General features: G+C 40.7%; 26 protein-coding genes and 2 pseudogenes. 22 read left to right on the forward strand and 6 right to left on the reverse strand.

Going from position 1 to position 25,381, the window contains the following annotated elements; genetic code table 11:
• Positions 1 to 12 precede the first annotated feature (12 nt).
• The 9 genes from proB to H8Z79_RS04270 all read left to right on the forward strand — a co-directional run bounded on the left by proB (position 13) and on the right by H8Z79_RS04270 (position 9,341).
• Positions 13 to 867 carry a glutamate 5-kinase gene (gene proB / locus H8Z79_RS04230; RefSeq protein WP_118039457.1) on the forward strand — a complete coding sequence of 285 codons (855 nt, stop codon included), beginning with the start codon at positions 13 to 15 and terminating at the stop codon, positions 865 to 867.
• Between the two features lie 15 nt (positions 868 to 882).
• Entirely contained in the window at positions 883 to 1,104 is a 222-nt protein-coding gene (locus H8Z79_RS04235; protein ID WP_118039628.1) for a DUF896 domain-containing protein, read from the forward strand.
• Positions 1,082 to 1,636 carry a 5-formyltetrahydrofolate cyclo-ligase gene (locus tag H8Z79_RS04240; protein WP_118039456.1) on the forward strand — a complete coding sequence of 185 codons (555 nt, stop codon included), beginning with the start codon at positions 1,082 to 1,084 and terminating at the stop codon, positions 1,634 to 1,636. The genes H8Z79_RS04235 and H8Z79_RS04240 overlap by 23 nt, the downstream gene beginning before the upstream one ends.
• 29 nt (positions 1,637 to 1,665) lie before the next feature.
• A complete protein-coding gene (locus H8Z79_RS04245; RefSeq protein ID WP_118039455.1) occupies positions 1,666 to 2,916 on the forward strand; it encodes a glutamate-5-semialdehyde dehydrogenase in 1,251 nt (416 codons plus the stop codon).
• 96 nt (positions 2,917 to 3,012) lie between these two features.
• A complete protein-coding gene (locus H8Z79_RS04250; RefSeq protein ID WP_118039454.1) occupies positions 3,013 to 5,286 on the forward strand; it encodes an ICP22 family protein in 2,274 nt (757 codons plus the stop codon).
• A 104-nt stretch (positions 5,287 to 5,390) separates the two neighbouring features.
• Positions 5,391 to 6,287 carry a M14 family zinc carboxypeptidase gene (locus H8Z79_RS04255; protein WP_015542803.1) on the forward strand — a complete coding sequence of 299 codons (897 nt, stop codon included), beginning with the start codon at positions 5,391 to 5,393 and terminating at the stop codon, positions 6,285 to 6,287.
• 130 nt (positions 6,288 to 6,417) lie between these two features.
• Positions 6,418 to 7,854 carry a tRNA (N6-isopentenyl adenosine(37)-C2)-methylthiotransferase MiaB gene (miaB, locus tag H8Z79_RS04260; RefSeq protein ID WP_118039453.1) on the forward strand — a complete coding sequence of 479 codons (1,437 nt, stop codon included), beginning with the start codon at positions 6,418 to 6,420 and terminating at the stop codon, positions 7,852 to 7,854.
• A gap of 86 nt (positions 7,855 to 7,940) precedes the next feature.
• Positions 7,941 to 8,387: a DUF6465 family protein gene (locus H8Z79_RS04265; protein WP_015542801.1), complete on the forward strand. Its 447-nt coding sequence runs from the start codon at positions 7,941 to 7,943 to the stop codon at positions 8,385 to 8,387.
• Between the two features lie 3 nt (positions 8,388 to 8,390).
• Positions 8,391 to 9,341, forward strand: a complete 951-nt coding sequence (locus H8Z79_RS04270) for a tRNA dihydrouridine synthase (protein WP_118039452.1) — start codon at positions 8,391 to 8,393, stop codon at positions 9,339 to 9,341.
• A 69-nt stretch (positions 9,342 to 9,410) separates the two neighbouring features.
• On the opposite strand, the gene H8Z79_RS04275 is transcribed toward H8Z79_RS04270, so the two are convergent.
• Positions 9,411 to 9,926 (reverse strand): hypothetical protein, encoded by a 516-nt coding sequence (locus H8Z79_RS04275; protein WP_118039451.1) that lies wholly within the window; start codon positions 9,924 to 9,926, stop codon positions 9,411 to 9,413.
• Positions 9,927 to 10,069: 143 nt separating this feature from the next.
• Here H8Z79_RS04275 and H8Z79_RS04280 point away from each other — a divergent pair, with 143 nt between their 5' ends.
• From H8Z79_RS04280 to H8Z79_RS04340, 13 genes are all read left to right on the forward strand, one after another.
• A complete protein-coding gene (locus tag H8Z79_RS04280; RefSeq protein WP_118039450.1) occupies positions 10,070 to 10,801 on the forward strand; it encodes a class I SAM-dependent methyltransferase in 732 nt (243 codons plus the stop codon).
• A gap of 118 nt (positions 10,802 to 10,919) precedes the next feature.
• Positions 10,920 to 11,864, forward strand: coding sequence for a PD-(D/E)XK nuclease family transposase (locus tag H8Z79_RS04285; protein ID WP_118039449.1), 945 nt, complete (start codon positions 10,920 to 10,922; stop codon positions 11,862 to 11,864).
• Positions 11,865 to 12,039: 175 nt separating this feature from the next.
• A complete protein-coding gene (locus H8Z79_RS04290; RefSeq protein WP_187002734.1) occupies positions 12,040 to 13,140 on the forward strand; it encodes a YobI family P-loop NTPase in 1,101 nt (366 codons plus the stop codon).
• A complete protein-coding gene (locus H8Z79_RS04295) occupies positions 13,089 to 13,475 on the forward strand; it encodes a hypothetical protein (protein WP_187002735.1) in 387 nt (128 codons plus the stop codon). Before H8Z79_RS04290 ends, H8Z79_RS04295 begins: the two co-directional genes overlap by 52 nt.
• Positions 13,476 to 13,794: 319 nt before the next feature.
• Entirely contained in the window at positions 13,795 to 15,111 is a 1,317-nt protein-coding gene (locus H8Z79_RS04300) for a tyrosine-type recombinase/integrase (RefSeq protein WP_147348531.1), read from the forward strand.
• A gap of 89 nt (positions 15,112 to 15,200) precedes the next feature.
• Positions 15,201 to 15,809, forward strand: a complete 609-nt coding sequence (locus tag H8Z79_RS04305; RefSeq protein WP_015542796.1) for a phage integrase SAM-like domain-containing protein — start codon at positions 15,201 to 15,203, stop codon at positions 15,807 to 15,809.
• The gene (locus H8Z79_RS04310; RefSeq protein WP_243023216.1) at positions 15,757 to 16,221 is read left to right on the forward strand and encodes a DUF6100 family protein; all 465 of its coding nucleotides are present in this window, start codon (positions 15,757 to 15,759) and stop codon (positions 16,219 to 16,221) included. The genes H8Z79_RS04305 and H8Z79_RS04310 overlap by 53 nt, the downstream gene beginning before the upstream one ends.
• A gap of 138 nt (positions 16,222 to 16,359) precedes the next feature.
• Complete coding sequence (locus H8Z79_RS04315; RefSeq protein WP_118039445.1) at positions 16,360 to 17,193, forward strand: hypothetical protein; 834 nt, start codon at positions 16,360 to 16,362, stop codon at positions 17,191 to 17,193.
• Between the two features lie 214 nt (positions 17,194 to 17,407).
• A complete protein-coding gene (locus tag H8Z79_RS04320; RefSeq protein WP_117627843.1) occupies positions 17,408 to 18,403 on the forward strand; it encodes a DUF6017 domain-containing protein in 996 nt (331 codons plus the stop codon).
• Positions 18,400 to 20,301 (forward strand): VirD4-like conjugal transfer protein, CD1115 family, encoded by a 1,902-nt coding sequence (locus tag H8Z79_RS04325; protein ID WP_330607521.1) that lies wholly within the window; start codon positions 18,400 to 18,402, stop codon positions 20,299 to 20,301. The genes H8Z79_RS04320 and H8Z79_RS04325 overlap by 4 nt, the downstream gene beginning before the upstream one ends.
• A 4-nt stretch (positions 20,302 to 20,305) precedes the next feature.
• Positions 20,306 to 20,626, forward strand: coding sequence for a hypothetical protein (locus H8Z79_RS04330; RefSeq protein ID WP_117592288.1), 321 nt, complete (start codon positions 20,306 to 20,308; stop codon positions 20,624 to 20,626).
• A gap of 217 nt (positions 20,627 to 20,843) precedes the next feature.
• Positions 20,844 to 21,185: a nucleotidyltransferase domain-containing protein gene (locus tag H8Z79_RS04335; RefSeq protein ID WP_022388712.1), complete on the forward strand. Its 342-nt coding sequence runs from the start codon at positions 20,844 to 20,846 to the stop codon at positions 21,183 to 21,185.
• Positions 21,178 to 21,567, forward strand: coding sequence for a HEPN domain-containing protein (locus H8Z79_RS04340; protein ID WP_022388711.1), 390 nt, complete (start codon positions 21,178 to 21,180; stop codon positions 21,565 to 21,567). The genes H8Z79_RS04335 and H8Z79_RS04340 overlap by 8 nt, the downstream gene beginning before the upstream one ends.
• Before the next feature lie 466 nt (positions 21,568 to 22,033).
• Here the strand turns inward: H8Z79_RS04340 and H8Z79_RS04345 are convergent.
• The 5 genes and pseudogenes from H8Z79_RS04345 to H8Z79_RS04365 form a co-directional block, all read right to left on the reverse strand.
• Positions 22,034 to 22,333, reverse strand: a pseudogene (locus tag H8Z79_RS04345) (DUF4368 domain-containing protein); the annotation flags it as partial.
• Positions 22,321 to 22,410, reverse strand: a pseudogene (locus H8Z79_RS04350) (helix-turn-helix domain-containing protein); the annotation flags it as partial. The pseudogenes H8Z79_RS04350 and H8Z79_RS04345, both read right to left, overlap by 13 nt.
• On the reverse strand, positions 22,397 to 22,840 hold the full coding sequence (locus H8Z79_RS04355) for an RNA polymerase sigma factor (RefSeq protein WP_008704783.1): 444 nt from the start codon (positions 22,838 to 22,840) through the stop codon (positions 22,397 to 22,399). The pseudogene H8Z79_RS04350 and the gene H8Z79_RS04355, both read right to left, overlap by 14 nt.
• A gap of 54 nt (positions 22,841 to 22,894) precedes the next feature.
• Complete coding sequence (locus tag H8Z79_RS04360) at positions 22,895 to 24,568, reverse strand: M56 family metallopeptidase (RefSeq protein WP_020993729.1); 1,674 nt, start codon at positions 24,566 to 24,568, stop codon at positions 22,895 to 22,897.
• Positions 24,569 to 24,578: 10 nt separating this feature from the next.
• Positions 24,579 to 24,938 (reverse strand): BlaI/MecI/CopY family transcriptional regulator, encoded by a 360-nt coding sequence (locus tag H8Z79_RS04365; RefSeq protein WP_008704785.1) that lies wholly within the window; start codon positions 24,936 to 24,938, stop codon positions 24,579 to 24,581.
• Between the last annotated feature and the right edge of the window lie 443 nt (positions 24,939 to 25,381).

Raw genomic sequence — 25,381 nt, forward strand, 5'->3', positions numbered from 1 at the left:
AGAATAGATAACATGAATTACCGTGAATTACTGAAAGACAAAAAACGTATCGTGGTCAAGGTCGGCTCTTCGTCTCTGATCCACAAAGAAACCAACAAACTGGACCTTCGCAAGCTTGAAGTTCTTGTCCGCGAATTAAGTGATCTTCACAATCAGGGCAAAGATGTCGTACTGGTTACTTCCGGTGCGGTGGCAGTCGGCGCATCTGCGTTCGGAATGCATGGGAAACCTGTGGAATTAAAGAAAAAACAGGCCTGCTCCGCAGTCGGACAGGCACGTCTGATGATGATCTACCAAAAACTTTTTTCAGAATATAATCAGATGGCAGCACAGATTTTGATGACCAAAAACACAATGGTCAACAACCTGAATCGCATAAATGCCCGAAATACATTCGAAGAACTTCTTGAACTCGGGGCAATTCCGGTTGTCAACGAAAATGACTCGATTTCAAGCTATGAGCTGGAGATGCTGGAATCTTTTGGTGATAACGATACACTGTCAGCAGTAATTGCAGGACTGATCGGTGCAGATCTTCTGATTTTGCTCTCGGATATTGACGGCCTGTTCACTGATGATCCGAATACCAATCCGGATGCAGAGTTTATTGATACTGTGGAGGAACTGGATGACCGCCTGCTCAGCATGGGCAAAGGACCGAAGAGTAAAGTCGGAACAGGCGGCATGGCGACGAAACTGACTGCTGCCGAGATTGCAACATCGGCAGGAGCAGATATGATCATTGCCAACGGCAGAGATTTTCATATCATTCACAAACTCATCGAAGGCAGGAAATATGGCACGCTGTTTGCCGGTAACAAAAAAGAAGAATTTTATCTGATCGACTATATAGAAAAGCTTCTCTAGGAGGAAAACGATATGATGGACAATACAAAGATCGACCGCATCAATACGCTTGCACATAAGGCGAAGAGTGTAGGCCTTACAGAAGAAGAAAAGAAGGAACAGGCAGAACTCAGACAGGAATATCTGGCGGCTGTACGTCAGAATCTGAAAGCACAGCTCAACAACATTGATGTCAAAGAAAAAGATGGTTCAGTTACAAATCTGGGTGAAAAATATGGAAGAAAAAAAGCAAATTAGAAAACAGATTTTTGCAGCGCGAAAAGCACATACCGATGCACAGATTGAAGACTGGAGCCGGATGATCGCAGATCGGGTGACCACACTTCCGGAATATAAGGATGCGAAGCGTATTCTTGCCTATGCAGATTATAACCATGAAGTTATGACCGACTTTATCATCGAAGCCGCATGGAGAGATGGCAAAGAAGTTGCCGTACCGAAGGTAGTCGGTCAGGATATGGTGTTTTATAAACTGACAGATTTTGCACAGCTTGAAAAGGGCTACTTCGGGATTCCGGAGCCGGCAAGAGGTGAGATCGTTCAGTGGGAAGATGCTATGATGGTTATGCCGGGGGTGGCTTTTGATAAAGAAAATCACCGGGTCGGCTATGGCGGTGGCTTTTACGACCGCTTTCTGGAAAAGCATCCGCAGGTCAGACGTGTGGCGGTGGCATTTGAATTTCAGATGCTTCCGGAAGTACCGACAGAACCGACGGATATTTCGCCGGAGATCATTGTTACCGAAAAATCAGCTTATCATCTTAAATAAAGGGACAGATGCCCCGGGGAGGTCATGCAATGAATAAAATGCTGTTACAACTTGGAATAAATGCAAAAGAAGCAGAAAATACCATGCGCACGATCACGACAGACCAGAAGAATCAGGTACTTGCGGCGGTTGCCGATCATCTTATCGCATCGACAGACAAGCTGCTGGAAGCGAATGCAGTCGATGTGGCGAATGCGAAGCAGAACCACATGCCGGAAGGTCTGGTAGATCGTCTTATGTTGAGCCCTGAGAGAATCGAAGGTATGGCAGAGGGACTCAGACAGCTTGTGGCACTTGAAGATCCGATCGGTGAAGTCACCGGCATGAAAAAACGTCCGAATGGTCTTCTGATCGGGCAGAAGCGAGTGCCGCTCGGTGTGGTCGGTATTATTTATGAGGCGCGTCCGAATGTGACAGCCGATGCATTTGGTCTCTGTTTCAAAACAGGCAATGTGGTGATCCTGAAAGGCGGCAGTGATGCAATCCATTCCAATGAGGCGATCGTGGACTGCATCCGTGAATCATTGAAAGCATGCGGCATTACGGAAAATGCGATCCAGCTTATTGCAGATACTTCCAGAGAGACCGCGGCAGAATTCATGAAAATGAATGAGTATGTAGATGTGCTGATTCCGAGAGGCGGTAAGGGACTGATCAAAGCGGTTGTGAACCAGAGCACGATTCCGGTAATTGAGACCGGTACGGGAAACTGTCATATTTATGTAGATGAGAGTGCAGATCTGGATATGGCAGTGAATATCATCCTCAACGCAAAGACTCAGCGTGTCGGTGTCTGCAACGCGTGTGAATCACTTCTGGTACATGCCAATGTAAAAGAAAAACTTCTCCCGGTACTTGCACAGAAACTGAAAGAAAAGCATGTGGAGATGCGTGCGGATAAAGAAGCACATGAACTGATGCCGGGATCTGTGGATGCCACAGAAGAAGACTGGGGAACGGAATATCTGGATTACATATTGTCAATCAAAGTGGTGTATTCTGTAGACGAGGCAATTGCACATATCAACCATTATAATACAGGACACTCTGAGGCGATCATCACCAATGATTATACCAATGCCCAGAAATTCCTTGATGAAGTGGACGCGGCAGCAGTATATGTAAATGCCTCCACGAGATTTACCGACGGATTTGAGTTCGGTTACGGTGCAGAGATCGGCATCAGTACCCAGAAGCTTCACGCCAGAGGACCTATGGGATTACTTGCCCTGACGACCACGAAATATATCATCTATGGAAACGGACAGATTCGCAGGTAATATTGGACAAAAGAGCACATGTGTTGATTTGACATTTAAAGTGTGCGTGTGTATAATTAGTTACAGCTTACAGACTCATAATGGAGGAACATTAAATTGAGACGAAAACAGTTATTTGCAATAATTCTTGCAGGGGCACTTGCAGCAGGAAGCGCTCCGGCAGCAGTATTTGCCGCTGAGAGCGATATGGCGGCCATGTCAGAAGAAGGCACCGGAGATGCCGGTTCCGAAGATGCAGGAAGCAGTGATGCAGAAGCACCTGTAACAGATGGCGGGGATGCAGCAGATGCAGCAACTAATACACCTGCAGCAGACAATACCGCGGCAGAGGAGACTCCGGCAGCAGACAATACCGCGGCAGAGGAGACTCCGGCAGCGGAAGAGACACCAGCAGATACGACACCGGCAGAAGAGGCTCAGACACAGGAGCAGACGGAAGAGAATAAAGAAGTGGATCCGCAGGAAGGTGAGAGCACAGAAACTGTAGAAGATACGGGGATTGTGATTGCTGATGCGAATGGAGATCCTGTTAAAGATGATACTGGAAATGTAGTATATTATAAGACCTTGCAGGAGGCTGTTGCGGCAGTAGCAGATTATGATGAAGCAGCCAATCCGGGTGCGACGACCATTCAGATCAGCAAGCCGATCGTGCTTGACAGTACTGTTGAGATCAGTGGCAAAAAAGTTAATATTCAGTCAACAGCAGCAGATGTGACAATTACAAGAAAGACAGAGGGAGAACCTTACAAAGGAGCTATGTTCTCTGTAAAAGGAGCAAACAGCCAGCTTCAGTTTTTTGCAGATGGAAGTGACAGTGCAGCACTTACTGTTTCAGGTAAATTCTCAGATGACGAGGGAGAGGAAGCAGAAGGCGCGATCGTAGAGGTTTCAGATTCAGCAGTGTTTGGCCTGAACCCGGGTGTCACTCTGAAAGACAACAGCTATTCAGCAGGTAGTTCTGCAATCAACAGTAAAGATGCTACCGTTGTTCTTGTAGGTGGTTCTGTTACCGGTAACTTCGGTGATATGGGAGCTGTATACAGCAATAAGGACATTTCCATAGAGGGCGATGCAAGTGTTGCCGGAAATGACGGAAATAAAAATATTACTCTGGATGGTGAGGCGAAGCTGGTAGTCACCAGAGATCTGACAGGTACATCTTCATTCAGCCATAAAGGAGAGAAAGATGGTCTGGCAGTGATCAAAGCCGGAGAAGGTGTGACAAAGGATGTTCTTGCTGCGGCAGTAAAGAATATCAGCTACGAAAATGCAGCAAAATATGAGTTGAGCGCCGTTTCTGATGGACTTTCCTATTCTCTGAAGGAAGTAAAGAAAGAGGAACCTGATAAACCGGTGACGACAGACTATAAGCTGTCATATACAAGTAATTCAAAGAAATGGATCAATCATACGACCGTACAGGCAAAATGCTCCGTTACAGGTGATTGTGAATGGACATATTTCTTTGTAGATGCAAAAGCAGACAACGCTTCAATTACTTCAACCTATGCAGGACTGAAAAAGAGCCTTAAATTTACATCAGTTAAGGCGAATACAGAATTTACTGTAAAAGCCGAGGGCGTTCCGGAGACAGATTCCAAATTAGTAGTGCTTACAAGAAAGAATTCAAGTGACACGAAGCCTAAAGCGGTAGCAATCAATCTCAGTACTTCTTCCATGAAAAAAGCCCGTCCGGCAAAACCGCAGGCTACAGCGACTATACGCCCAGAACGTACCCATAAAGTAACAGAAGGTACTGTAGAAGGCTTTGAGAATCCGGTTAAATTCTTCCCGAAACGTTATATTTCCTTTACGGCAATCGGTGCAGGTACACGGGACAGCGCACCGTATGTAAGCGGTGATGAGAGATGGGTTCCGTCATACTGGACATTCTCTACGGCTGATAATGCAGAAAAACACACAAGCTGGAGTGTTGGTGCTGCCAAAGGTCTTCAGCTTAAAGGACAGGGTTCCAAATCTTATACGGTTTATGTTTACTGCACAAAGGAAGTATACAATGGCAAGACATGGGAACCGACCGATGTAACAGGATATTACACGACAAGCTTTACCGCTGTTGAGTATACCGATGAGGAAGCAGCAGAATGGGCAAAACAGAATGGCACGGATGGAAACGGTGGCAATGATGGAGCCGGTGGCGATGGCAGCGGAGATGGATCTGGCGGAACAGATGCAAAACTGACCGCAACGGCAGCAGCATCTGCAAAAGATGCAGGCTCCAAATCCAAATCTGCGGTATCTACAGCCGACGAATCCCCAATCGGTACGATGTCTGTACTCGCAGCACTTTCACTTCTTGCAGGCGGTTATGTAGTAGTTCGCAAACGCAAAAAAGAAGAAATCTGATTCACATAAGAAATATTTTTAAGAGGCAGGTCTTTTGACCTGTCTCTTTTCATATACTGATAGAGGAACAAATAACTTTTTTCATACATAGCAGGAACGAAGATATGATCAAGACAAACAACACACCCTGTACATATGAAGAACTTTATTACGAAATGTGGGAAACGGCAGGACGCTACAGTAAGATTACACGCTTTCAGGTAATCGGAAGCTCTCATGATGAAAGACTGATCCCGGCAGTATGGGTCGGGAATGGTAACCAGACAGTTTTTTGTATTGCCGGGATGATCGGCACAGACCGATATATGCCCGGTTATCTGGTAGAGATGATAAAAGAATACACAAGAGCCTGGGAATGTGGATGGAAGCTTGAAGAAATCTATAATCTTAAAGATCTGTTTGAAAAGTGGACAATCTGTTTTGTTCCGCTTCTTAATCCGGATGGCTATGAAATCTATGAAAATGACTTTTTTGCCATACGTAATCCCATCTATCGGCAGATGCTCCGTATGCAGGAAGTCTCCTGCAAAGAATTTACCGGAAATGCCCGTGGAACAGAACTCAGGAAAAACTTTCCTACCGGTTATTACCGGAGAAAGCAGATCCACCAACAGCCTGCAAGTGAAAATGAAACGAAGGCGCTGGTAAGACTGTTTCAGGATGATCCCGGCAGAGGACTCCTTTCCTTTGGATATGCAGGCAAACGAATCGTTTATTTTCGTCAGTCTCAGGCATTCACTGCGAACCAGAAATCATACCGCATGGCACGACATCTGCAAAAATGCAGTGCTTCCGAGCTGGACAAAAAGAATTTCCATCTCGAAGATGTGGAACCTGCAGGCCGACAGGGATACGGTTCTCCGGAACAATTTTATACAGAAATCTGTCACCAGCCGGCGTTTCGCATCGAAGTGCCCTGCGAAAATGAGGCTTCCATTGAAAAACGGATTGAATACAGAGAAATCCATACACTGCCGCTGGAATATATTTTTTCGCTGTAATCGGAAGTACAAATCAATGGTACAGGGGAGATAACGCTTGCACAAGCCCTGAAATTACGGTATGATAATAAAATGCAATTAATTAATTTACCATTATAAATGATTATTATAACGAAGGAGTCAGTACGAAATGACAAATGAATCCTCTAAAGAGAAAAAGACTACAAGCGCAGAAGAAACTCTGCGTCAGCGTTCATTTATAGAACTTGCGCAGGCATTAACTGCACAGAAATCCAATGCGGCAGGCCGTCCGCTTACTTATTGCCTGACGACATTCGGCTGCCAGATGAATGAAAAGCAGTCTGAGGCCGTAGCGGGAATTATGGACGAAATCGGATATGTACGACAGGATAATGAAGAGGCGGATGTGGTCTTGTACAATACCTGTACTGTCCGCGAGAATGCAAACCTCAAAGTATACGGAAGACTTGGCCATCTGCATAGTCTGAAAGACCGCAATCCGGATATGAAGATTATTCTTTTTGGCTGTATGATGCAGGAACAGCATGTGGTTGACAAGATCAGGAAGTCTTATCCATTTGTAGACCTTGTATTCGGAACACACAACATCTTTAAATTTGCAGAGCTTTTCTATGAGATGCTGCAGTCGGATCAGCAGATCATCAATATCTGGGAAGGAACAGACCAGATCGTAGAAGATCTTCCGACAGAACGTAATTATACATTTAAATCAGGTGTTAATATCATGTTTGGCTGCAACAATTTCTGCAGTTACTGTATTGTACCATACGTACGCGGACGTGAGAGAAGCCGTGAACCGGAAGCAATCGTAAAAGAGGTAAAACGTCTGGTTGCAGATGGTGTCTCAGAGGTCATGCTTCTCGGACAGAACGTAAACTCTTATGGAAAAACACTGGAACATCCGGTTACATTCGCACAGCTTTTGGAAATGCTGGAAGATGTGGAAGGTTTGAAACGTATCCGCTTTATGACTTCTCATCCGAAGGATCTTTCTGATGAACTGATCGAAACAATGGCAAAAAGTAAAAAAATCTGTCATCATCTTCATCTGCCGCTTCAGTCCGGAAGCAGCCGTATCCTGAAGATCATGAACAGACGCTACGATAAGGAAAAATATCTGAATCTGGTCGAAAAGATCCGCAAGGCAATCCCGGATATTTCCCTGACTACAGATATCATCGTTGGTTTCCCGGGAGAGACAGAGGAAGATTTCAGGGAGACTCTGGATGTTGTGGCAAAATGTGGCTATGATACAGCATTCACTTTCCTTTATTCAAAGAGAAGTGACACACCTGCTGCCGCAATGGAAAATCAGGTTCCGCAGGATGTGGCAAAGGAACGTTTTAACCGTCTTCTTGCACTGGTACAAAAGGAGGGCCGTACACGTTCTTCCAGATTTGAAGGTTCTGTACAGGAAGTACTGGTTGAGGAAGAAAGCAAAGAAAAAGGAATTTTTACAGGAAGAACCGAATATAATCTTCTTGTACATTTCCCGGGCAGTGCCGATCTTCTTGGCAAGTATGTCAAAGTCAGTCTGGATGAGTGTCATGGTTTCTATTATATGGGTTCTCTTGTTGAAGAATAAGGACAGATTTGACAGCTTTGGAGGAATGTGGTACTGTAACGGAGAAGAAAGTAGTGTATTTATACATGCTCAGGAGGAAAATTATTATGAGAAAAAGAAGTGCAAAAACAACAGCTAAGTCAACAGAAGCAATTGCTGAAACAGCAGCAAAAGTAAAAGAGACTGTAAAAACAGCAGCCAAAAAAGTTGAGGCTTCCGCACCGGCTGAGAAGACAGCAGAGGTTGTAAAGGAAGTTGTCAACAAAGCACCGGAAGTTGTTCAGAAAGCAGAAAAAACAGTTAAGACTGCTACAAAGACAGCAACCAGGACTGTACGCAAAGCTGCAGGCACAAGAGTAAAAGAAGTGTCTCTCGAAATTTTTGAGACAAATGTTTCTCTGAAAGATGTAGAGAAAGCAGTCAAAAAAGCGGTTGCAGATAAAGGATTGACAGGAGATATCAGCATCTACATCAACGCTGAGAGACGTGCTGCATATTATACAGTAAATCAGGAAGGTTCTGACGAATACAAAGTAGACCTTGGAAATTTATAATTTATGAAGCTGTATCTTGCTCCGCTTGAAGGAATCACAAATCATATTTATCGAAAAGCTCTTCATGAATGTTTCGGAGGTTTTGATAAATATTTCATTCCTTTTATCAGGGCAAAACAGAACCTGAATTTCAGCGGTCGGGAAAAGAAAGATATTGATCCGGAAAATAATCATGGAATGTATGCGGTTCCGCAGATTCTGACCAGAAATGCAGATGATTTTCTGCGTACGGCATCACAGCTTGCCGGGCTCGGATATCGGGAGATCAATCTGAATCTGGGTTGTCCGTCCAAGACTGTAGTTACGAAGGGCTGCGGTGCTGGTTTCCTTGACAGGCCGGATGAACTGGAACGTTTCCTGAATCATATTTTTGCAAATACCGATTTAAAAATATCCATAAAGACGCGACTGGGTATGGATGATGCGGAGGAATTTGAAGATTTACTGGAAATTTATAACCGCTTTCCACTGGAAGAACTGATCGTTCATCCGAGAGTTCAGAAAGACTTTTATAAAAATGTTCCGAATCTGGAAGCTTTTGAATATGCGGTTCAAAAGAGTAAAAATCCGCTTTGCTACAATGGGGATATTTTCTCAGCAGAAGATTTTGCAAAAGTGCAGGAACGCTTTTCGTCTGTAGATTGTTTTATGATGGGACGCGGTGTACTGGCGTTGCCTTCTCTTGCAAGAGAGATCCGAGGCGGAAAGGCTGCTGATAAAGAGGAGATACGTAAGTTTCACGATATTGTATATCATACATACTGTCAGGAAGTATCCGGAGACAGAAATGTCCTTTTTAAAATGAAAGAACTCTGGTTTTATCTGGCACCGATGTTTACTGACAGCAAAAAATATGTTAAAAAGATCAAAAAAAGTGAAAAATGTGCGGTGTATGAATGTGCGGTGAACGAATTGTTCGCAAATTGTCCATTCAATATTACAGCCGGACAGTAAAAGAAAAGGAAAGGGAATACGTTAAAGTGTCCCTTTCCTTTCGTGCTTCTTTGTATTAATAGAAAGCAATTATTCTTCTGCATAGTCGCCGTTATCAGAGGATGTGGTGTCATCTGTGCCGGTGTTATCCGGTTCGTAATAGGTGAATCCGTCACCGCCATCGTCGGTGCTGTCAGGATAATCGTAATCACCCGGCTGTGAAATGCCCTCATCAACTACGTTATCACCGGAACCGTCATCATAATTGTTGTCAGTGGATGAATCGATATTGGAATTGTCCGTGTCAGAAGTATCCGTGCCGGTATCTGAACTGTTATCATAAGACGGGTCATAACTGTCAGAATTATCCGAAGAATCGTCATAATCATAATTGTTGTCCTGAGTATAAATCGGGAATCCAGCATCTTCTTCCTGTGAGGAACGGATCGCCTCAGCTTCGGCCGCTGTCTCAGGGGCTTCAGTGACCGTAGCACGGGCTTTGGCGGCTGTGACAGCATCCTTTGGTACTACTGCATAAATAGCAAACATGGCGCAGGAAAAAACAAGCGCCATCATGGCAATGTGTATTTCGTCTCTGTATTTCATAGATATCCCTCTTTGCTTATGTGTTTGATCTTTTCATAGTATATCATGTCCTGAGCTGTTTTTGTAAAGAAAAATCTACCACAATTGCAATATTTTGCGTTCCATTGTAAAATAGGACTATTCCAGGAAAGTGAAAGAAAAAAATGAGTGATAAAATTGTAATCTGCCTCGAGAAAGGCGGACAGAGAGATATGGCGGAAGCCTTTGCCAGACGCACAGGCTATCGCATTGCAGAAAAACAGGGAGATTATCTGACGGTCCTTTTCAGTGCGAAGGGAGTGTCTCTGACAGGTTTCGGACTGACTTATCAGGGAGACTTCGAAAATATGCTCCACCGCGTCACGAACGGCAGACTGCAGCATGAAATGCTGGTTCGCGCGGCCAAGTCGGAAAAGCCCGGCCGCAGGGCAATTGATGCGACAGCAGGCATGGGCGAAGATGCGTTTCTTCTGGCGGCACAGGGGTATGAAGTAACACTGTATGAACAAAACCCGGTGATCGCGGCACTTCTGAAAGATGCGCTGCGTCGTGCAAAGAAACATATGGTTTTAAAAGATATTGCGGTCCGAATGAAACTGATCGAGGGGAACAGCGTGGAATGCCTGGCGAAGCAGCTTGATCCGGCAGACGTGATCTATCTTGATCCAATGTTTCCGGCAAGACAGAAATCCGGCCTGATCAACAAAAAACTTCAGCTGATCCAGAAACTTGAGCCGCCGTGCTCCGAAGAGACAGATCTTTTTGATGCGGCGATCATGGCAAATCCGGAGAAAATCATCGTAAAACGCCCGCTGAAGAGCAAATTTCTCGCAGGCAGGAAGCCGTCCTACACCTTAAACGGAAAGGCAATCCGGTATGACTGCTACACTTTATAGAAATTTTGGAAAAAATTCACATAAATAATTTGAATGTTGTTGCAAATACAGATTTAGAGTATAATAAATATATAGCCGAAGAATAGTTTTAGATGTGCTGTAGAAAAGGAGAAAGACTTTGAATACAGAAATCAAAAATACAATTCTTACGACAGATAAAGACGCACAATATGATGAAAGTGCGAAACGATTACTTGGCCAGAAAAGTATCCTGGCCCATATATTAGTAAAGACTGTTGATGAATTTGCAGGGATGGATCCGAAAGATGTGGTTTCTTACATTGAAGGCGAACCATTTATTAACACTGTTCCAATAGAAACAGGTTTTACTAATACTGTTATTAAAAATGATGAATCTCGTGTGGTTGGTCTTAATTCTGAAAACCCGGAACTTCATGAGGGAATGATACGATTTGACATTATATTCTATGTCAGGATGAGGGATGGATTGTCGCAGATTATTATCAATGTAGAAGCCCAAAAGGACGAACCAAATGGGTATGATATATTGAATCGGGCAATCTTTTATGTAAGCCGTATGATTTCCTCACAAAAGGAAAGAGATTTTTCAAATTCAAATTATAATGATATCAAGCGAGTTTATTCCATCTGGGTTTGTATGAATATGCCGGAAAATAGTCTGGAACACATTCACCTGGTGAAAGATAGTATTGTAAATTCCCATGCATGGAAAGGCAAACTGAACTTGGTTAATATCGTAATGATCGGACTTGCCAAAGAACTTCCGAAGCATGAGGCGAAATATGAACTACATAGATTACTGGGAGCATTGTTATCTCAGGATTTAACAGCAAACGAAAAACTGGATATCATTGGAAATGAATATGCAATTCCAATGGAGAAGGATTTTAGAGAGGATGTGAGTATTATGTGTAATTTGAGCCAGAAAATTAAAGAAACTGGAATTGAAATGGGCAAACGGGAAATGATTATGAAAATGTACAACAAGGGTTATACAGCTGCTCAGATCGCAGATGTAGCTGAAATGGACGAAAAACAGATAAAAGAGATTATAAAAAATGCTGAATTGTTGACAGTATAAAAGATTGAACAGAATCTGATTGTACAAAGTTTGTGTAATTGGATGTTGGGCGGGGTGTTACGATAAGCATCTCGCCGTTTTTTATTATACGATGTCATGGTCAGAGTAACCTGGAGCGTTTGAATAAGATTAAAATGACCAGTATTTAAAAACACGATATTAAAGAGGTGATAGATTGAGTGACTTAAGATTTCAAAAATTGACACCGACCAGTAATGTAGATTTAAATGTCTATGAAGAAGGATTCGAATTCATATTTAGTAATGATGATATACGAAACATAGCTGTTTCTGGGCCATATAGTTCTGGGAAAAGCAGCTTATTGGAAAGTTATAAAAAGAAATACCCTCAAAAAACTTTTATTCATATTTCACTTGCTCATTTTACAAATGAAAATAAAGATAACGAAGAAAAAGAAATTAAGGATAGTGAAACAGTTATTGAGGGGAAAATCCTAAATCAATTAATTCAGCAAATACCGATTGAAAATATACCTCAGAGTAATTTTAGGATAAAAAGAACTACAGGAACCAATTATAATGGATATTGGGCAATGGGAATAGTTGCTTTTATTGGTATGTTGTTGTTTGTTTTGAATTATGGTAAATATTGTACTTGGATTAACGAAATGAATTCAGCGGTATGGAATTATGAGTGGCTAAGAAAATTTATGTTCTTTTTAGCATCTCCTTTTGGATGGGTTTTGAGTGTGTTGTGTATAGTAGTAATTGCATGCTTGGGATTATATAACCTATTAAATATTCAGACCAATAAGAATATTTTTAAAAAGATAAGTGTACAGGGAAATGAAATAGAAATTTTTGAAGATTCACAGAATTCATATTTTGATAAGTATTTAAATGAGGTTCTTTATTTATTTGAAAATTCTAAAGCAGATGTAATTGTTTTTGAGGATATTGATCGCTTTGAAAATGTTCAGATATTTGAGAGACTCAGAGAAATAAATATGTTAACAAACTGTAGATTGCAGCAACATGAAGAGGAAGAAAAGGTGCTTCGTTTTTTTTATCTACTCAAAGATGATATCTTTATTACAAAAGATAGAGCGAAATTTTTTGATTACATTTTACCGGTTGTTCCTGTTCTGGATAGTTCGAATTCTTATAATAAGATTAAAGAATTTTTTGTAGGATCGACAGTTGAAGAAAAATTAAATGATCGATTTTTGAAAGGATTGGCACTTTATATTGATGATATAAGAGTATGTCTACAGAAGGAGTTGATGATGACGAAGAGATTATTCTTTATATTCTGAATTCAGAGCAGGTGAATGAAGAAACGAAAGAAATGTACATTTCTTTATTAAAAACGGTATTACATGATTTGAGTAAGGTAATGGATGCGAACTGCAGAGATGATTTATTAAACAGACATTTAGTAGATGAATCGGCAGAAAATATATGTGAATATTTCTCCAAACAATCTTTAACAGAGGTATTGATTAGATTTATTAATGAAATTTCAAATGAGTTAGATTTTTCATTGGTAGATTATGATGAGAATATAATACAGCAATTTGCAGAGTATATACAAGCAAGTAATAAAATTGTAGATACACACTATAGAAGCATTGATTATTGCAGGATATGAAGAAGTAAGTAAACTTTTAGACAACAAAACTCGTCCTAGGATTTCAGCGAATAATGAGCATAAGCAATTGTTAAATGCACTTAAAGATAATCGTTTTATTATATCCTACGAATTTAATGAAAAATCGGGTATTTACAGTTATACTCGTTCAACTAAAAAAAGAAACGATCTTCCACCGGAATTTCTTTAAGAAGAAAGGTTTAGGGCAATATACAGTAAGATGCTTTAAATATGAATATAGTAGAAGTATTCTATAATTCATTAAATCAAAATTTAGTAACTTAAAAATTTGAAATTGATACTATAATACAGACAGAAGGTGTTCGATGAATGGAATACCCTCTGTCTTTTTTATACTCCTAAAAAAGTAAGTTATCATATATACAAAAATATATGGAGGCTGAAGATGGGAAAAGATTTAAATGGTAAAGAACTTGGAAGAGGAATCACACAGAGAAAAGATGGCAGATACATGGGGAGGATTCATATAAGAGGAAGCAAAAAAGAAGTTACATTATATGATAGGAATCTGAAAATGTTGAAAAACAAAGTAAATACTTATCGAGCTCTGGCAGGAACTTCACAATGGGATATAAGCATGACTGTAACAGAGTGGTTTGAGCAATGGATGGAAATATATAATGTGCCGGTATTAAAGGCAACAACTATAAGAAATTACTGGGATGGTTTTAAAAGAATCCAGCCGTTAATCGGAGACCGCAGAGTTATAGATATAAAATCAAATAATATTCTGAGTGCGCTATATGTACTAAAGGAAAATGGTTATGCACCGGCAACAATCAAACAAACATTTACAATATTAAAGGTAATGTTTTCAATGGCATATCGAGTTAGAGCTGTTTTGTATAATCCATGTGAGGGAATGCGGGCACCGACAGAAAGAACACATCAGGAAATAATCGAGAGAGAAGAAAGTCAGAATCTTGAAAAGGATGTTCAACGATTTTTAGATGTGTGCAGACATACAAGATATTATGAATTGTTTTATATCCTGTCCAGAACAGGACTCCGAATTGGAGAGGCCTGTGCTCTGGAGTGGAAGGATGTCGATCTAGAAAGAAAATGTATTTATATTGATAAGACAGTTAATAAAGTAAAAAAATATTATGATTCTAAAGGAAGAAAAATGGAGAGTTCTAAAATGGTAGCACAGATTACTTCACCCAAAAAACAGGCCAGTTATCGTATAGTACCTATTTCAGATGAAACAGTGAATGCATTTGCTGCATGGAAGACAAAACAGCTTGCAGATAAACAGCGATGGGGTAGAAAATGGGGAATAAAAAATGAACTATTGAAAGATTTTCCAGATTTGATTTTTACGACATCTCCAGGAAAAACATATTTACCGGGATATGCAACACAGGAATGCAAACGAATATCTGATTGTATAAATCGAAGAGAAAAGCAGATGGCTCTGTCAGAAAATCGGGAATCAGGGTTTATACATATCCATCCTCACCTATTCAGATATTTTTATGTAACAAAGTGCGTAGAAAAAGGAATGAATCCTGTGATGATTGGAAAAATCACAGGACATGCAGAAATAAGAATGACGCAGCATTATACGCGTCTGTCTGATGAATTTATATTGCGTCAACATGAAGTTCATTAAAAAATTGATTTTTTTACAGAATTTTATGGAATTTATTATTCTTTTATTATGAAGGGGTAATTTAATCAAAAATGACAGGAGACATTCGGATGGGAAAAGATTTGAAAGGAACAGAACTTGGAAGAGAAATTCATCAACGCAAAGATAGACGCTATGAGGTAAGAATATATAGAAATGGAGTTTCTAAAAGCTTTTATGTAAAAACAGCATCTGAAGCAAGGACATTGCACAAGAAATATAGTAAAAAACAGAAAGACGTTGGTTTATGTGGAATAGATGAAATTTATAGTATGCTGAGAATAGAATGGGCAGGACATATTCAAGAAGATTCATTGAAAAATTATGATTATCATTATAGAATCCTCAGTCAATATTTGACAAACATGCCATTAAACGAAGTGACACCAGCAAAAGTACAATCTGTTATCAATAAATTGCAGCAGGAATATTTATGGAGCACATGTCGACAGATTGTTAATATGTTACGGAAAATTTTTCATAGAGCATGGGAAAACGGATCTGTGTCATATAATCCAATACAAGAAATTAAAATATATTCTGAACATAAACAACTGTTTGAAAAAAATTATCTTGAACAGGATGAAATAAAGATATTCGAACAAGTTTGTCAGGGAAGAAGATATTGTGATTTGTTTTTATTGTTGTTGTATTCAGGGATTACAATTAAAGAAGGATGAGATTCTTCGGGTATCTGCTCCCGTCCTGATCCCTCACCGGAAAGATTGTTATACGGATTATCTTTATAAACCATTGCATACCGCTTTTCGAAATTGGTGCATGCAGAGAGCGGAGGAGAAGCTGGAAATTCCGACATATACAAATTGTACGATTTGTTTTGTACATGTTTATGATGAAACACTTCCGCTTGCAAGAGTGAGAGATCATGACAATTATGAAGAAAAACATGTGCAGGATATTATTACAAATTTTTTCCTGCGGTCAGATAGTGGATTATACACGAATACCTGTCATGTGACACGTATGGGCGAGGAAGACCGTACACTGTTATATGTGATGGACAGCAGCAAATTTCCAGCGTGGATTTCTGATTTTGGCAAAGAAACAGGTATCGAAAAAAATCATGAGTAAATTGCATGGGGATTCTACATGGGAAAAGAATATCTGATAAGGCATAAAATAAGCAAAAATCTGAACAAAATTGCCAGGTTATGTACCCAGGTATTCAACAGATAGGGTATTTTTGCTTTTTCAACGAGGGGAAAATAATTGAAAAGACAACAGGATAAATTATTGATTATTATAGCGATGTCGGGTGAAATGCCGACTTATTTAGGACAATACGTGACTGGCTCGATTTCATATACTGCTGCCCTGATTACAAGATTAAAAAAAGAAAGATATATTTCTTTGAGATGCAAGGATGGATATAGAGGATACGTTTTATTAGAAAAAGGCAGAAATTATCTTCTTTCAGAATATGAAAAAGAACTCTCTTTTTTTATTTCCGGTTCCGGGCAGACGGGGCATGTGAAAAGTGAACCAGAAAAAAGAATGCGGCTGTATCGAATGAGCGAGGTATGGGTCTTCTTCTGGAAGGCGGGTATAGAGATCTTGCGGAACCATAAACCAGATATGGATAAAGGGTTCGTGAGAGATCGGGGAAAAGCGTTTTATTATGGCAGTCTGGAATTTAAAGGAATGTCGGAAGCAATCAGGGGTTCCAGATCATGTGGGATGCTTTTATCCGGGGATACTGCGTTAGTTGTTTACAATACCATGGATCGAAATATGAAATGGGCGAAAAAAATGGAATGTTCCATGCGTACCTGGACAGAGCGAATGCTCTTAAAGGGCGGATATAACAGCAGAGCGGATGCGCTTATTGTAGGACAAAACATAAAAGTATTGTTAAAGCTTCTGGAAAGTGATGGAGGCATAAAAAAGGATCTGTTTCGGCCGGATGATATTTATGATCAATATTATTATATTCCCATGTGCCAAGAGGGAATATTGCAGATTATCCTGCTGACAGAGAAGCAGAAAAGAGAAAAGCTAAAGCAGTTTTTGCTTTCAAGATTTCCCAGAACCCTGTATATTTAGGCTATGATTTAGAAATGCGTCAATTATGCCGTATTAAACAGGAACTCTTATGGAGACCGTCAGTAAGTATTGTGTGCATGGATTATCAGGCGGAAACAATAAGAGAATATTTGGGAGAGAAGGTGATCATTTATGAGCTCAATGCAGAAAATGTAATGAAATACCTTATAAATGACCTAGGAGAATGATCTTGGTCGATGGAGGTGGCTGCAAGATGGCGAATCCTTTTCATTCAACAGGCAGTCCGATTGTGGACCGGATGTGTCGGCTGCAGTTTACCGGAAATGTAATCCCGGCAGCGTGGTATCGTACAATTACCAGAGATAATGGGAAACCCAATCTGACAGCAATCATTATTTTGTCAGATGTTGTGTATTGGTATCGGCCGGTGGAAATCCGAGATGAATTAACGGGACAATTATGTGGATTCAGAAAGAAATTCAAAGCAGATATTTTACAGAGAAATTACCAGCAGCTTGCAGATCAGTTTGGAATCTCAAAAAGAGAAGCTGTGAACGCGGTAGTTGAACTGGAGAAAATAGGAGTTGTGAGAAGAGTTTTTCGAACTGTCAGGAAAGGAGGAATGCGGAACTCAAACGTGCTGTTTCTGGAGCTGAATGTAGATGTCCTGATACAACTGACTTATCCGGAAAATCTGTCAGATGCAGGGTATCACTTCTTAAAGGGAGAGCTGTCACCACACAAAGAGAGAGGTGCCACATCAGGATGTGACAGGATATCACAGTCAAACGAGGCATATCTCTCTTTTGAAGGGGATACAAATACAGAGATTACGGAAGAGAATACAGACATAGAGTATCCACTCTGTTCCTATCAGGCTGTGGAGCGTGCGATTCGGATACAGATTTCTTATGATGCGTTAAAAAACGATCATCCATATGACAGAAGAGTTGAAGAAATCCTGGGACTTATTCTGGATGTAATGGTTTCTACAGCACCTAAACTTCGGATTAACCGTGAGGAAAAAGATATAGAGATTGTGAAAGCACAGTTTGCGAAGCTTACGAAGGATCATGTCGAATTCGTGCTTCAGAGTATGGATGATACCAGCACAAAGGCCAGAAATATCCGAGCGGTGCTCCTGACTGCATTATACAATTCTGTCAATACAATAAACAGCTACTACGGGAACCGCTATCATTTCCATCTGGCAGAAGAAACCAGAAGAGAAATGGAGGAAACGGATTGAGAACAGAAAACTGGAAAAAAATCGTGACCGGATGCGGAATGGTTTTGTTAGCAGCATATGTGGGAGGCTTTTTTGAAATCTTGTTTTCCAGATCAGAAGTATGCTTAAGTCCTCTGCAATGTCTGTATGCAGGGTGTGGTACTTCGTCAGGAAGAAAATGGTCAATGGCAGCCGTGGTACTGCTTTTGGCTTTAACGGTACTGGTAATCTGGCGAGGAAAAGACAATCCATTGCATGATGAACGGAATTTTGAGATTTCGGATCAGGGAACTTATGGAACGGCAGGATTTATGGGAACACAGGAACAAAAAGAGATACTGCAGGCAGACCGTGGAATGGAGCATATAAAGGGGATTATTTTCGGAAGGGAGTTGTCTAATGGAAATATATTAAGTCTTCCGGTGGATTCAAGACTGAACCGAAATATCGCGGTATGCGGTTCGCAAGGTTCCATGAAATCCAGGGCTTTCGCAAGAGTGATGGCATTACAGTGTGTGCGCAGGGGTGAGAGTATGTATATTACGGATCCAAAATCAGAACTTTATGAGGATCTTTGTGCGTATCTCAAAGAAGAGGGATATGTTGTAAAGCAGCTGAATCTGATTCAGCTTACCCATTCAGATGCATGGAACTGTCTCGCAGAGATTGAAGACGGGGAGCTGATTGATGTGTTCTGTGATGTCGTGATTCGTAACACAACGGATAAGTTTGATCATTTTTATGACAATGTGGAAATGGATCTCTTAAAAGCTCTGTGCTTATATGTTTTTGAAGAGTATCCACAAGAGCAGAAAACTTTTCCGGAAGCTTATAAATTATTGCTCAATAAAAGTGTGGAAATGCTGGATTCCATTTTTGAAAGGCTTCCAACGGATCATCCGGCAAAAGGTCCCTATCAGTTATTTTCCAAGGCAGAAAAAGTAAAAGGAAATGCTGTGCTTGGTCTTGGAACCCGTCTGCAGATTTTGCAGAATAAGATGGTGCAGCAGATTACGAGCCATACAGATATAGACCTGTCACTGCCGGGAAAGCAAAAGTGTGCGTATTTTTGTATTACTTCGGATCAGGATTCTACATACGATATGCTTGCTACACTGTTTACATCATTTTTAAGTATCAAGCTGGTTCGCCTGGCTGACAGAACGGAAGAACGTGTCCTACCAGTACCGGTAAGTTTTATACTGGATGAATTTCCAAATATCGGTGTTGTTCCGGATTTTAAAAAGAAACTGGCTACGGCCAGATCCCGGCGGATAGGCATGAGCATCCTGTTTCAGAATATTCCACAGCTTCAGAACCGTTATCCGGATAACCAGTGGGAAGAGATCCTTGGCGGCTGTGATTTCTCGATCTTTCTTGGCTGTAATGATATGACAACCGCTACCTACTACAGTGACCGGACCGGTGAGATTACAGTTTCAGTTGCTTCTATCCGAAAGAACTTTTTTACGATCCGTGCCACAGATTATGTGCCGGAATATTCGGAATCACGTTCCATTGGAAAACGGCAGCTCCTTTTGCCAGATGAGATCCTTCGTTATCCGCTGGATCAGGGAATCCTGATCATCCGAGGACACAATGTGCTTCGGTTTAAAAAAATGGATTATACGGAACATGCAGATGCCGGAAAACTGAAGATGGAAAAGGTTGTGGATCATATTCCGAACTGGTATCGAAAGTGGGAAAAACAGCAGCAGGAATTTCAGATACTGGATGAGCAGGTATATGAAGCTTCGGATCCATTGGAAAAAAATGAGAATCCGATAAAAGAAAATGATGTGCAAGAACCACTGACTGTAAATGGGGCTGTTCAAAAACCAAAGAATAAAAAGCGGACAGGTAATGGTAATACGGTCATGAAAGTAGATGATCTTTTTGTAAAAAAATCAAAGGGGTGAAGGTTTGGAAATTAATCTAAATGAAATACGGGGAAATTCACTGGTCCGCTATGGATTCAGAGTTCTGCTTGCCAAAGAATTTGGACTTTATCTGAAGGAGCAGGAGGTGGAAAAAATACTGCTTGCAGAAAGCTGCATTGAAGTATATGAAGATGTAGAGGAATTTCTGGAAAAAAGCGGATGGAGACGGGATAATCCAGAATTGTGCAGTGAATGCTATTTATTTGAAAATCATATCTGTAGAAAAATCCAGGGTAAAATCTGGTATTTTTCAAGAATACAGTATGAAAATGGATTGCGGGGAATGAAGCAGGGCTTCAATTAGAGAATACGCAGTATTTAAAGTGTGAAAGGGCGGTAATATCCTGGCCAAAAGGGTGTTACTGCCTTTTTTTATTGTAAAAAGCCAAAAGCAAAAATAGGACATTTGCTTGTGATTTTCGCTTATTTGAGTTAAAATTATTATAGAAACATTGAAATGATGGATGACAAGTGCTTTGATTCTTGTAGGCAAAAAGATGCCAGAAAACAGGAGGGATGATATGTGCACAAAAAATGAACTGAATAGTATTTTACAAAAGTTGACACAGATTTATCGCTCAGTATATGGAGAAAATCTTGTTCAGGTAATTTTATACGGCTCTTATGCAAGAGGAGATTATCATACGGATTCAGATGTAGATGTTGTTGCAATCGTGCATGGTGACAGGAAAACATTGCAGCAGCAGTTGAAAAAGGTATGGGATTTCTCTTGCGAGCTGGAGTTAGAGTACGATACAATTCTTTCTCCGACCGTAATTCCGTATGAAGAGTTTAAACAATACCAGACAATTCTTCCATATTATCGTAACATTTCACAGGAAGGAGTGGTAATTAGTGCCTGATAATCGAAGGGAACTGATAAAATATCGACTGGAAAGTGCAAGAGAGCGTTTAAATTCAGCAGAAGTATTGCTTGCATCGAAAAGTTATAAAGATTCTATCGGAAGATCTTATTATGCCATGTTTACTGCAGTTCGCGCATTGCTTGCAAAAGATGGCGTTGATTATTCAAAACATGCAGGAGTAATTTCCTATTTCCAGCGAGAGTATATTAAAACACAAAAATTCGAAAAGAAATATTCAAAATATTTGAGTCAGGCATTTCAGATTAGAAACAATACGGACTATGCCGATTTTTTTGTAGTATCATTTGAAGATGCCCGTGAACAGGCTGATAGGGCAAAGGAGTTTTTAACGGCGATAGAAGAGTTTTTAAAAGCATAAAATATTGGTGAGAACAAATAAAATATTTCATGAAGCAACTACAGACGGGGTAAGTTATATTTCTATACCCTGTCTTTTTTGTATATAAAATTTCTGAAAATATTCTGGTGAAATAGTAGTATGATACGGAGAATTAAAAAACGTGATAGTGTCAAATGATTTATGAAAAAACTGAGCCCAAAAATAAGGCTCAAACGAACCTTGAAAATTGTAGATATTGATAACAATAAGCTCTCCGAGGGCTTAGGGCGCTGCCCTAAGTACCCGCAAGGGACTCGTCCCTTGACCCAGATTCGGGCTTTGCCCGAACCCATCCTCGCCGGAAGGCAGGAAAAGGGCGCAGTTGCCCCCTTTTCTGCTGAAATAGGATAATCCGTGAACCTTTGCTCATGTGAGATAAAGAAGTAAAAGAAGTGTAAAAAATTTTGCCGTTCCCTGTCCGGCTGACTGCCGGACGGGTCGGGCTTTAGTCGGGCAGCTCTACCTTGCCGACAAAAGAGTAATAGATTTCGATTTCCTGTCTGCGGAGCTTCCCCCGCCGTTTCCCGTCCAGTGCTTCCGATTCATGGATTACGATTTTCTCCACAAACTCCCGCAGCAGGGTAGGGGTGAGTTCCTCAAAGCTGGTGTACTTGCGTACTACTTTCATAAACTTTTCAGCGTTTGCCGTGGCTTCCAGCGTCTTGGAAAGCTCGCTCTGCAAGGCGGCGGCTTTCTCTTTCAGTTCCTTTTGCTCGGCTTCGTAGTCTGCCGAAAGTTCCGCAAAACCTCGTCAATGGCTTCCGGCTCTCCGCTGGTCGCCCGGACAATGGTTTCATACGGTACAAGTTTAGGATTCCTCATGGAAAAGCACCTCCATTTCTTCATGCAGCATTTGCAAGGCACTGTGTATGTGATGCCACGCCGTACTCCGGCAGCGTCCGTACAGTTCCCCGATTTCCTGCTGTGTGTAACGCCCGAAAAAATAAAGGTAAATGATTTCCCTCTTTTTCTCTGGCAGAGAGGACAGGGCTTCGGCAAGATTTCCATTTGTGAGGATAACCCTCTGACCGCATATCGTAACAGGGTATTGCTTGTAAGGGTCTATGAAATATGTGTCTGACGTACAAAATGGATAAAACTTTTCTTCTGTGAGATATTCAAAGGATATTTCCCTTTGCCGCCGTTTATCCCTGTCACGCCATGCGTTGATTGCTGCATAGTGTATGACAACTCTGCAAAAGGCATTAAAGGTGTACTCGATATGCTCCTTATATGCTTCTGTGCAAGGCATAAATAGTTCCCCCTTTCTCCCACATAATACGGCGTATGGTTTATAAGACACTTGTTATTTCAAGGTTTCTACTGTGAATGAAGCAGAATTGCCCGAATTATTATCCCGTAAAAGTTTTTGTGCTTCCGCTTCGGAAATTTCCTTAATCTCCATAACTCCATTTTCACTATTTTCAGCAATGGAAAGATATATACTGCCACTGTTATTAAAATAGATGATGGGTTTTTTAGTATCAATGAATATACCAATTATCTGGTCGTTGTAGTACCAATACCCATCTTTTGGGTGATAAACTATGCCATAGGATTCATAATCTTGGAGCGTATTCATGTTTTCTGTCTTATCTCCAGATTCCATGCTGTAAGATTCATGATTTCTAATCATATCTCCATTTTCTGTAGAAGTGCCAGCGGGCATTGATTTAAGTCCTGAATTTTCATACTTTTCTGTATGCCTGTCATAAACTTCTTTTGTGCATTCCCGAATACCAATAAGTTTATCGTTTGTATCCCGTTCCGCTTCAATATCCACTGTTCCCGTAAAGAAATTGGTAAAACTTGCGCCGCCCACTGGGTCATTAAAAAATCGGACAACATTTCCCTTGTAAGTGTAGCACTTGCTATTCTTATCATAAATCAATCCATATTCTTCATATATCCCATAGTCAATATTACCGCCGGGCAGTTCTGCCGCCGTATCGTAATCTGAAGCATTCTCGGAAGCATGTATTGGTTTGTACTCCTGTTCTTCAAAAATTGGATTATTATTAGCTTGGGCGGAAGTTGCAAATGCTGTAGCTACCCCGACAACAATCAGACACGCCAGTACCAGCGAAAAAATAGTTGTTTTTTTTGTTTTCATAATAGCAGTTATCCTTTCTTCGATAGCATTTTTACTAAAGCTGTTACAAAATGGCAATAGCCCACTTTTCGTTGCTTCCATGTTGATAAGCATTAGCGAATAGGCAGATTTTGATTTTTCTCCAAATTGTCGTATGACGCTTTCATCACAAGCCAGTTCTATATCACGGTTAAAAAGAATATACATCACCCACACAAAGGGGTTGAACCAATGAATACAAAGGGCAAGTGTCGCAATCAGCTTTGTTACAGTATCATAGCGATAAATATGCACATATTCATGTGAGAGGACATATTGCAGTTGTTTTTCATTTTTCCAGTCCATTTTTTTCGGCACCAAAATAACAGGACGGAAAATGCCATAAGTTAATGGGGCGGAAATCCTATCAGATTGCTTTACCAAAATTGGACGTTTCAATGGGCGTTCCGCCAGCCACTTTTCTACATAATGGTTGTGGACGGGTAAAGCTGTCCGAAATTCAATCAGACAACGCAAATAGGATATTACAAAAAACAATGCGATAAGTATTATTCCTGCACACCATACAATAAACCACATGGAAACAGATGATAAAATATTCTCTGGCGGCTGTTCTGCTCCCTGTGTCGTAACAAACAGCCCTTGCATAGTGGGAATGTTGTAATCTGTTCCAGCTTCCGGCAATGTTGTAGAAGATATGCTATGAGTTACCAACGTATAAACACTAAACATTGACGGAATCGAAAACGGGATAAGCAGTCTTAATATCACCAATTCCCATAAAACAAGAAAAGTCTTTTTCGGCAGTTTATTGATTGCCACCGCACGGATAATCACTACCGCAGTAATGAAAGCAGCCCCCGAAAAGCTCATTTGCAGTAAATTCATTTACACCACCTCATTCCAAATCTTCCACAATCTGCTTGAGCTTCTGAATCTGTTCAGCGGAAAGCTTTTTTCTGCCTAACAGGGCTGCAAACAGTTTGTCAACTGAACCGTCATAAATCTTGTCAACCAATTCTTTTGTTTCCGCTTCCTGTACTTCTTCTTTGGGAATAAGGGCATGGCACATGAAATTAGGCTCGGAACGTTCAATCGCCCCTTTTTTGATACACCTTTTTATCAGTGTGTAGGTAGTATTCATGTTCCAGCCAATTTCTTTTTTCAGAACGTCGGATATGTGTTTTGCAGTGGTGTCGCCCTCGTTCCAAAGCACACACATTACTTTCAATTCTGAATCGAAAAGTTTAATATCCATTTGTTTCCTCCTTTCCACAAGACCGCAGTAGTTTCTGCTTGATTACACATTACACCTTTCTTAATCGGTTGTCAACACTACCGCAGTAGTGTTAAGAAAAAATTCATAATTTATTTTCTTGAATAGATAATGAAATGAGAGGGCTTCCGCAGCAGTCGGCACTGTGCGTAATGTGCATAACTTGCTATCTTATGGAGTTGTGGGAAAGTCCGTTTGCAGAATGTGGGAAAGCTGCTCTTTAGCTTTTCCATGTTCTGTGAACGGACTTTTCCATAACGGAATAGCAAGTTATACACATTTCCATGGTGCTTGTCGTTTGCTCTTTGGTTCGGAATAGTGTGGTGCTGGCGGTCTATCTCTTGTTTTCGGTTGTTTGCTTCTTTACTGTACATGAGCATTATGTCAAGAGACTTTCGCGGCATATCCTCGCACCACAGGTGCTG

This window comes from Blautia intestinalis (genome assembly GCF_014297355.1).
Taxonomy (GTDB): domain Bacteria; phylum Bacillota; class Clostridia; order Lachnospirales; family Lachnospiraceae; genus Blautia_A; species Blautia_A intestinalis.

Excerpts from the sequence above, each read along its gene's own strand:
- proB (WP_118039457.1), top strand. The coding sequence starts at position 13 with ATGAATTACCGTGAATTACTGAAAGACAAAAAACGTATCGTGGTCAAG.
- H8Z79_RS04235 (WP_118039628.1), top strand. The coding sequence starts at position 883 with ATGGACAATACAAAGATCGACCGCATCAATACGCTTGCACATAAGGCG.
- H8Z79_RS04240 (WP_118039456.1), top strand. The coding sequence starts at position 1,082 with ATGGAAGAAAAAAAGCAAATTAGAAAACAGATTTTTGCAGCGCGAAAA.
- H8Z79_RS04245 (WP_118039455.1), top strand. The coding sequence starts at position 1,666 with ATGAATAAAATGCTGTTACAACTTGGAATAAATGCAAAAGAAGCAGAA.
- H8Z79_RS04255 (WP_015542803.1), top strand. The coding sequence starts at position 5,391 with ATGATCAAGACAAACAACACACCCTGTACATATGAAGAACTTTATTAC.
- miaB (WP_118039453.1), top strand. The coding sequence starts at position 6,418 with ATGACAAATGAATCCTCTAAAGAGAAAAAGACTACAAGCGCAGAAGAA.
- H8Z79_RS04265 (WP_015542801.1), top strand. The coding sequence starts at position 7,941 with ATGAGAAAAAGAAGTGCAAAAACAACAGCTAAGTCAACAGAAGCAATT.
- H8Z79_RS04270 (WP_118039452.1), top strand. The coding sequence starts at position 8,391 with ATGAAGCTGTATCTTGCTCCGCTTGAAGGAATCACAAATCATATTTAT.
- H8Z79_RS04275 (WP_118039451.1), bottom strand. The coding sequence starts at position 9,926 with ATGAAATACAGAGACGAAATACACATTGCCATGATGGCGCTTGTTTTT.
- H8Z79_RS04280 (WP_118039450.1), top strand. The coding sequence starts at position 10,070 with ATGAGTGATAAAATTGTAATCTGCCTCGAGAAAGGCGGACAGAGAGAT.
- H8Z79_RS04295 (WP_187002735.1), top strand. The coding sequence starts at position 13,089 with ATGTCTACAGAAGGAGTTGATGATGACGAAGAGATTATTCTTTATATT.
- H8Z79_RS04305 (WP_015542796.1), top strand. The coding sequence starts at position 15,201 with ATGGGAAAAGATTTGAAAGGAACAGAACTTGGAAGAGAAATTCATCAA.
- H8Z79_RS04320 (WP_117627843.1), top strand. The coding sequence starts at position 17,408 with ATGGCGAATCCTTTTCATTCAACAGGCAGTCCGATTGTGGACCGGATG.
- H8Z79_RS04335 (WP_022388712.1), top strand. The coding sequence starts at position 20,844 with ATGTGCACAAAAAATGAACTGAATAGTATTTTACAAAAGTTGACACAG.
- H8Z79_RS04355 (WP_008704783.1), bottom strand. The coding sequence starts at position 22,840 with ATGCCTTGCACAGAAGCATATAAGGAGCATATCGAGTACACCTTTAAT.
- H8Z79_RS04360 (WP_020993729.1), bottom strand. The coding sequence starts at position 24,568 with ATGAATTTACTGCAAATGAGCTTTTCGGGGGCTGCTTTCATTACTGCG.
- H8Z79_RS04365 (WP_008704785.1), bottom strand. The coding sequence starts at position 24,938 with ATGGATATTAAACTTTTCGATTCAGAATTGAAAGTAATGTGTGTGCTT.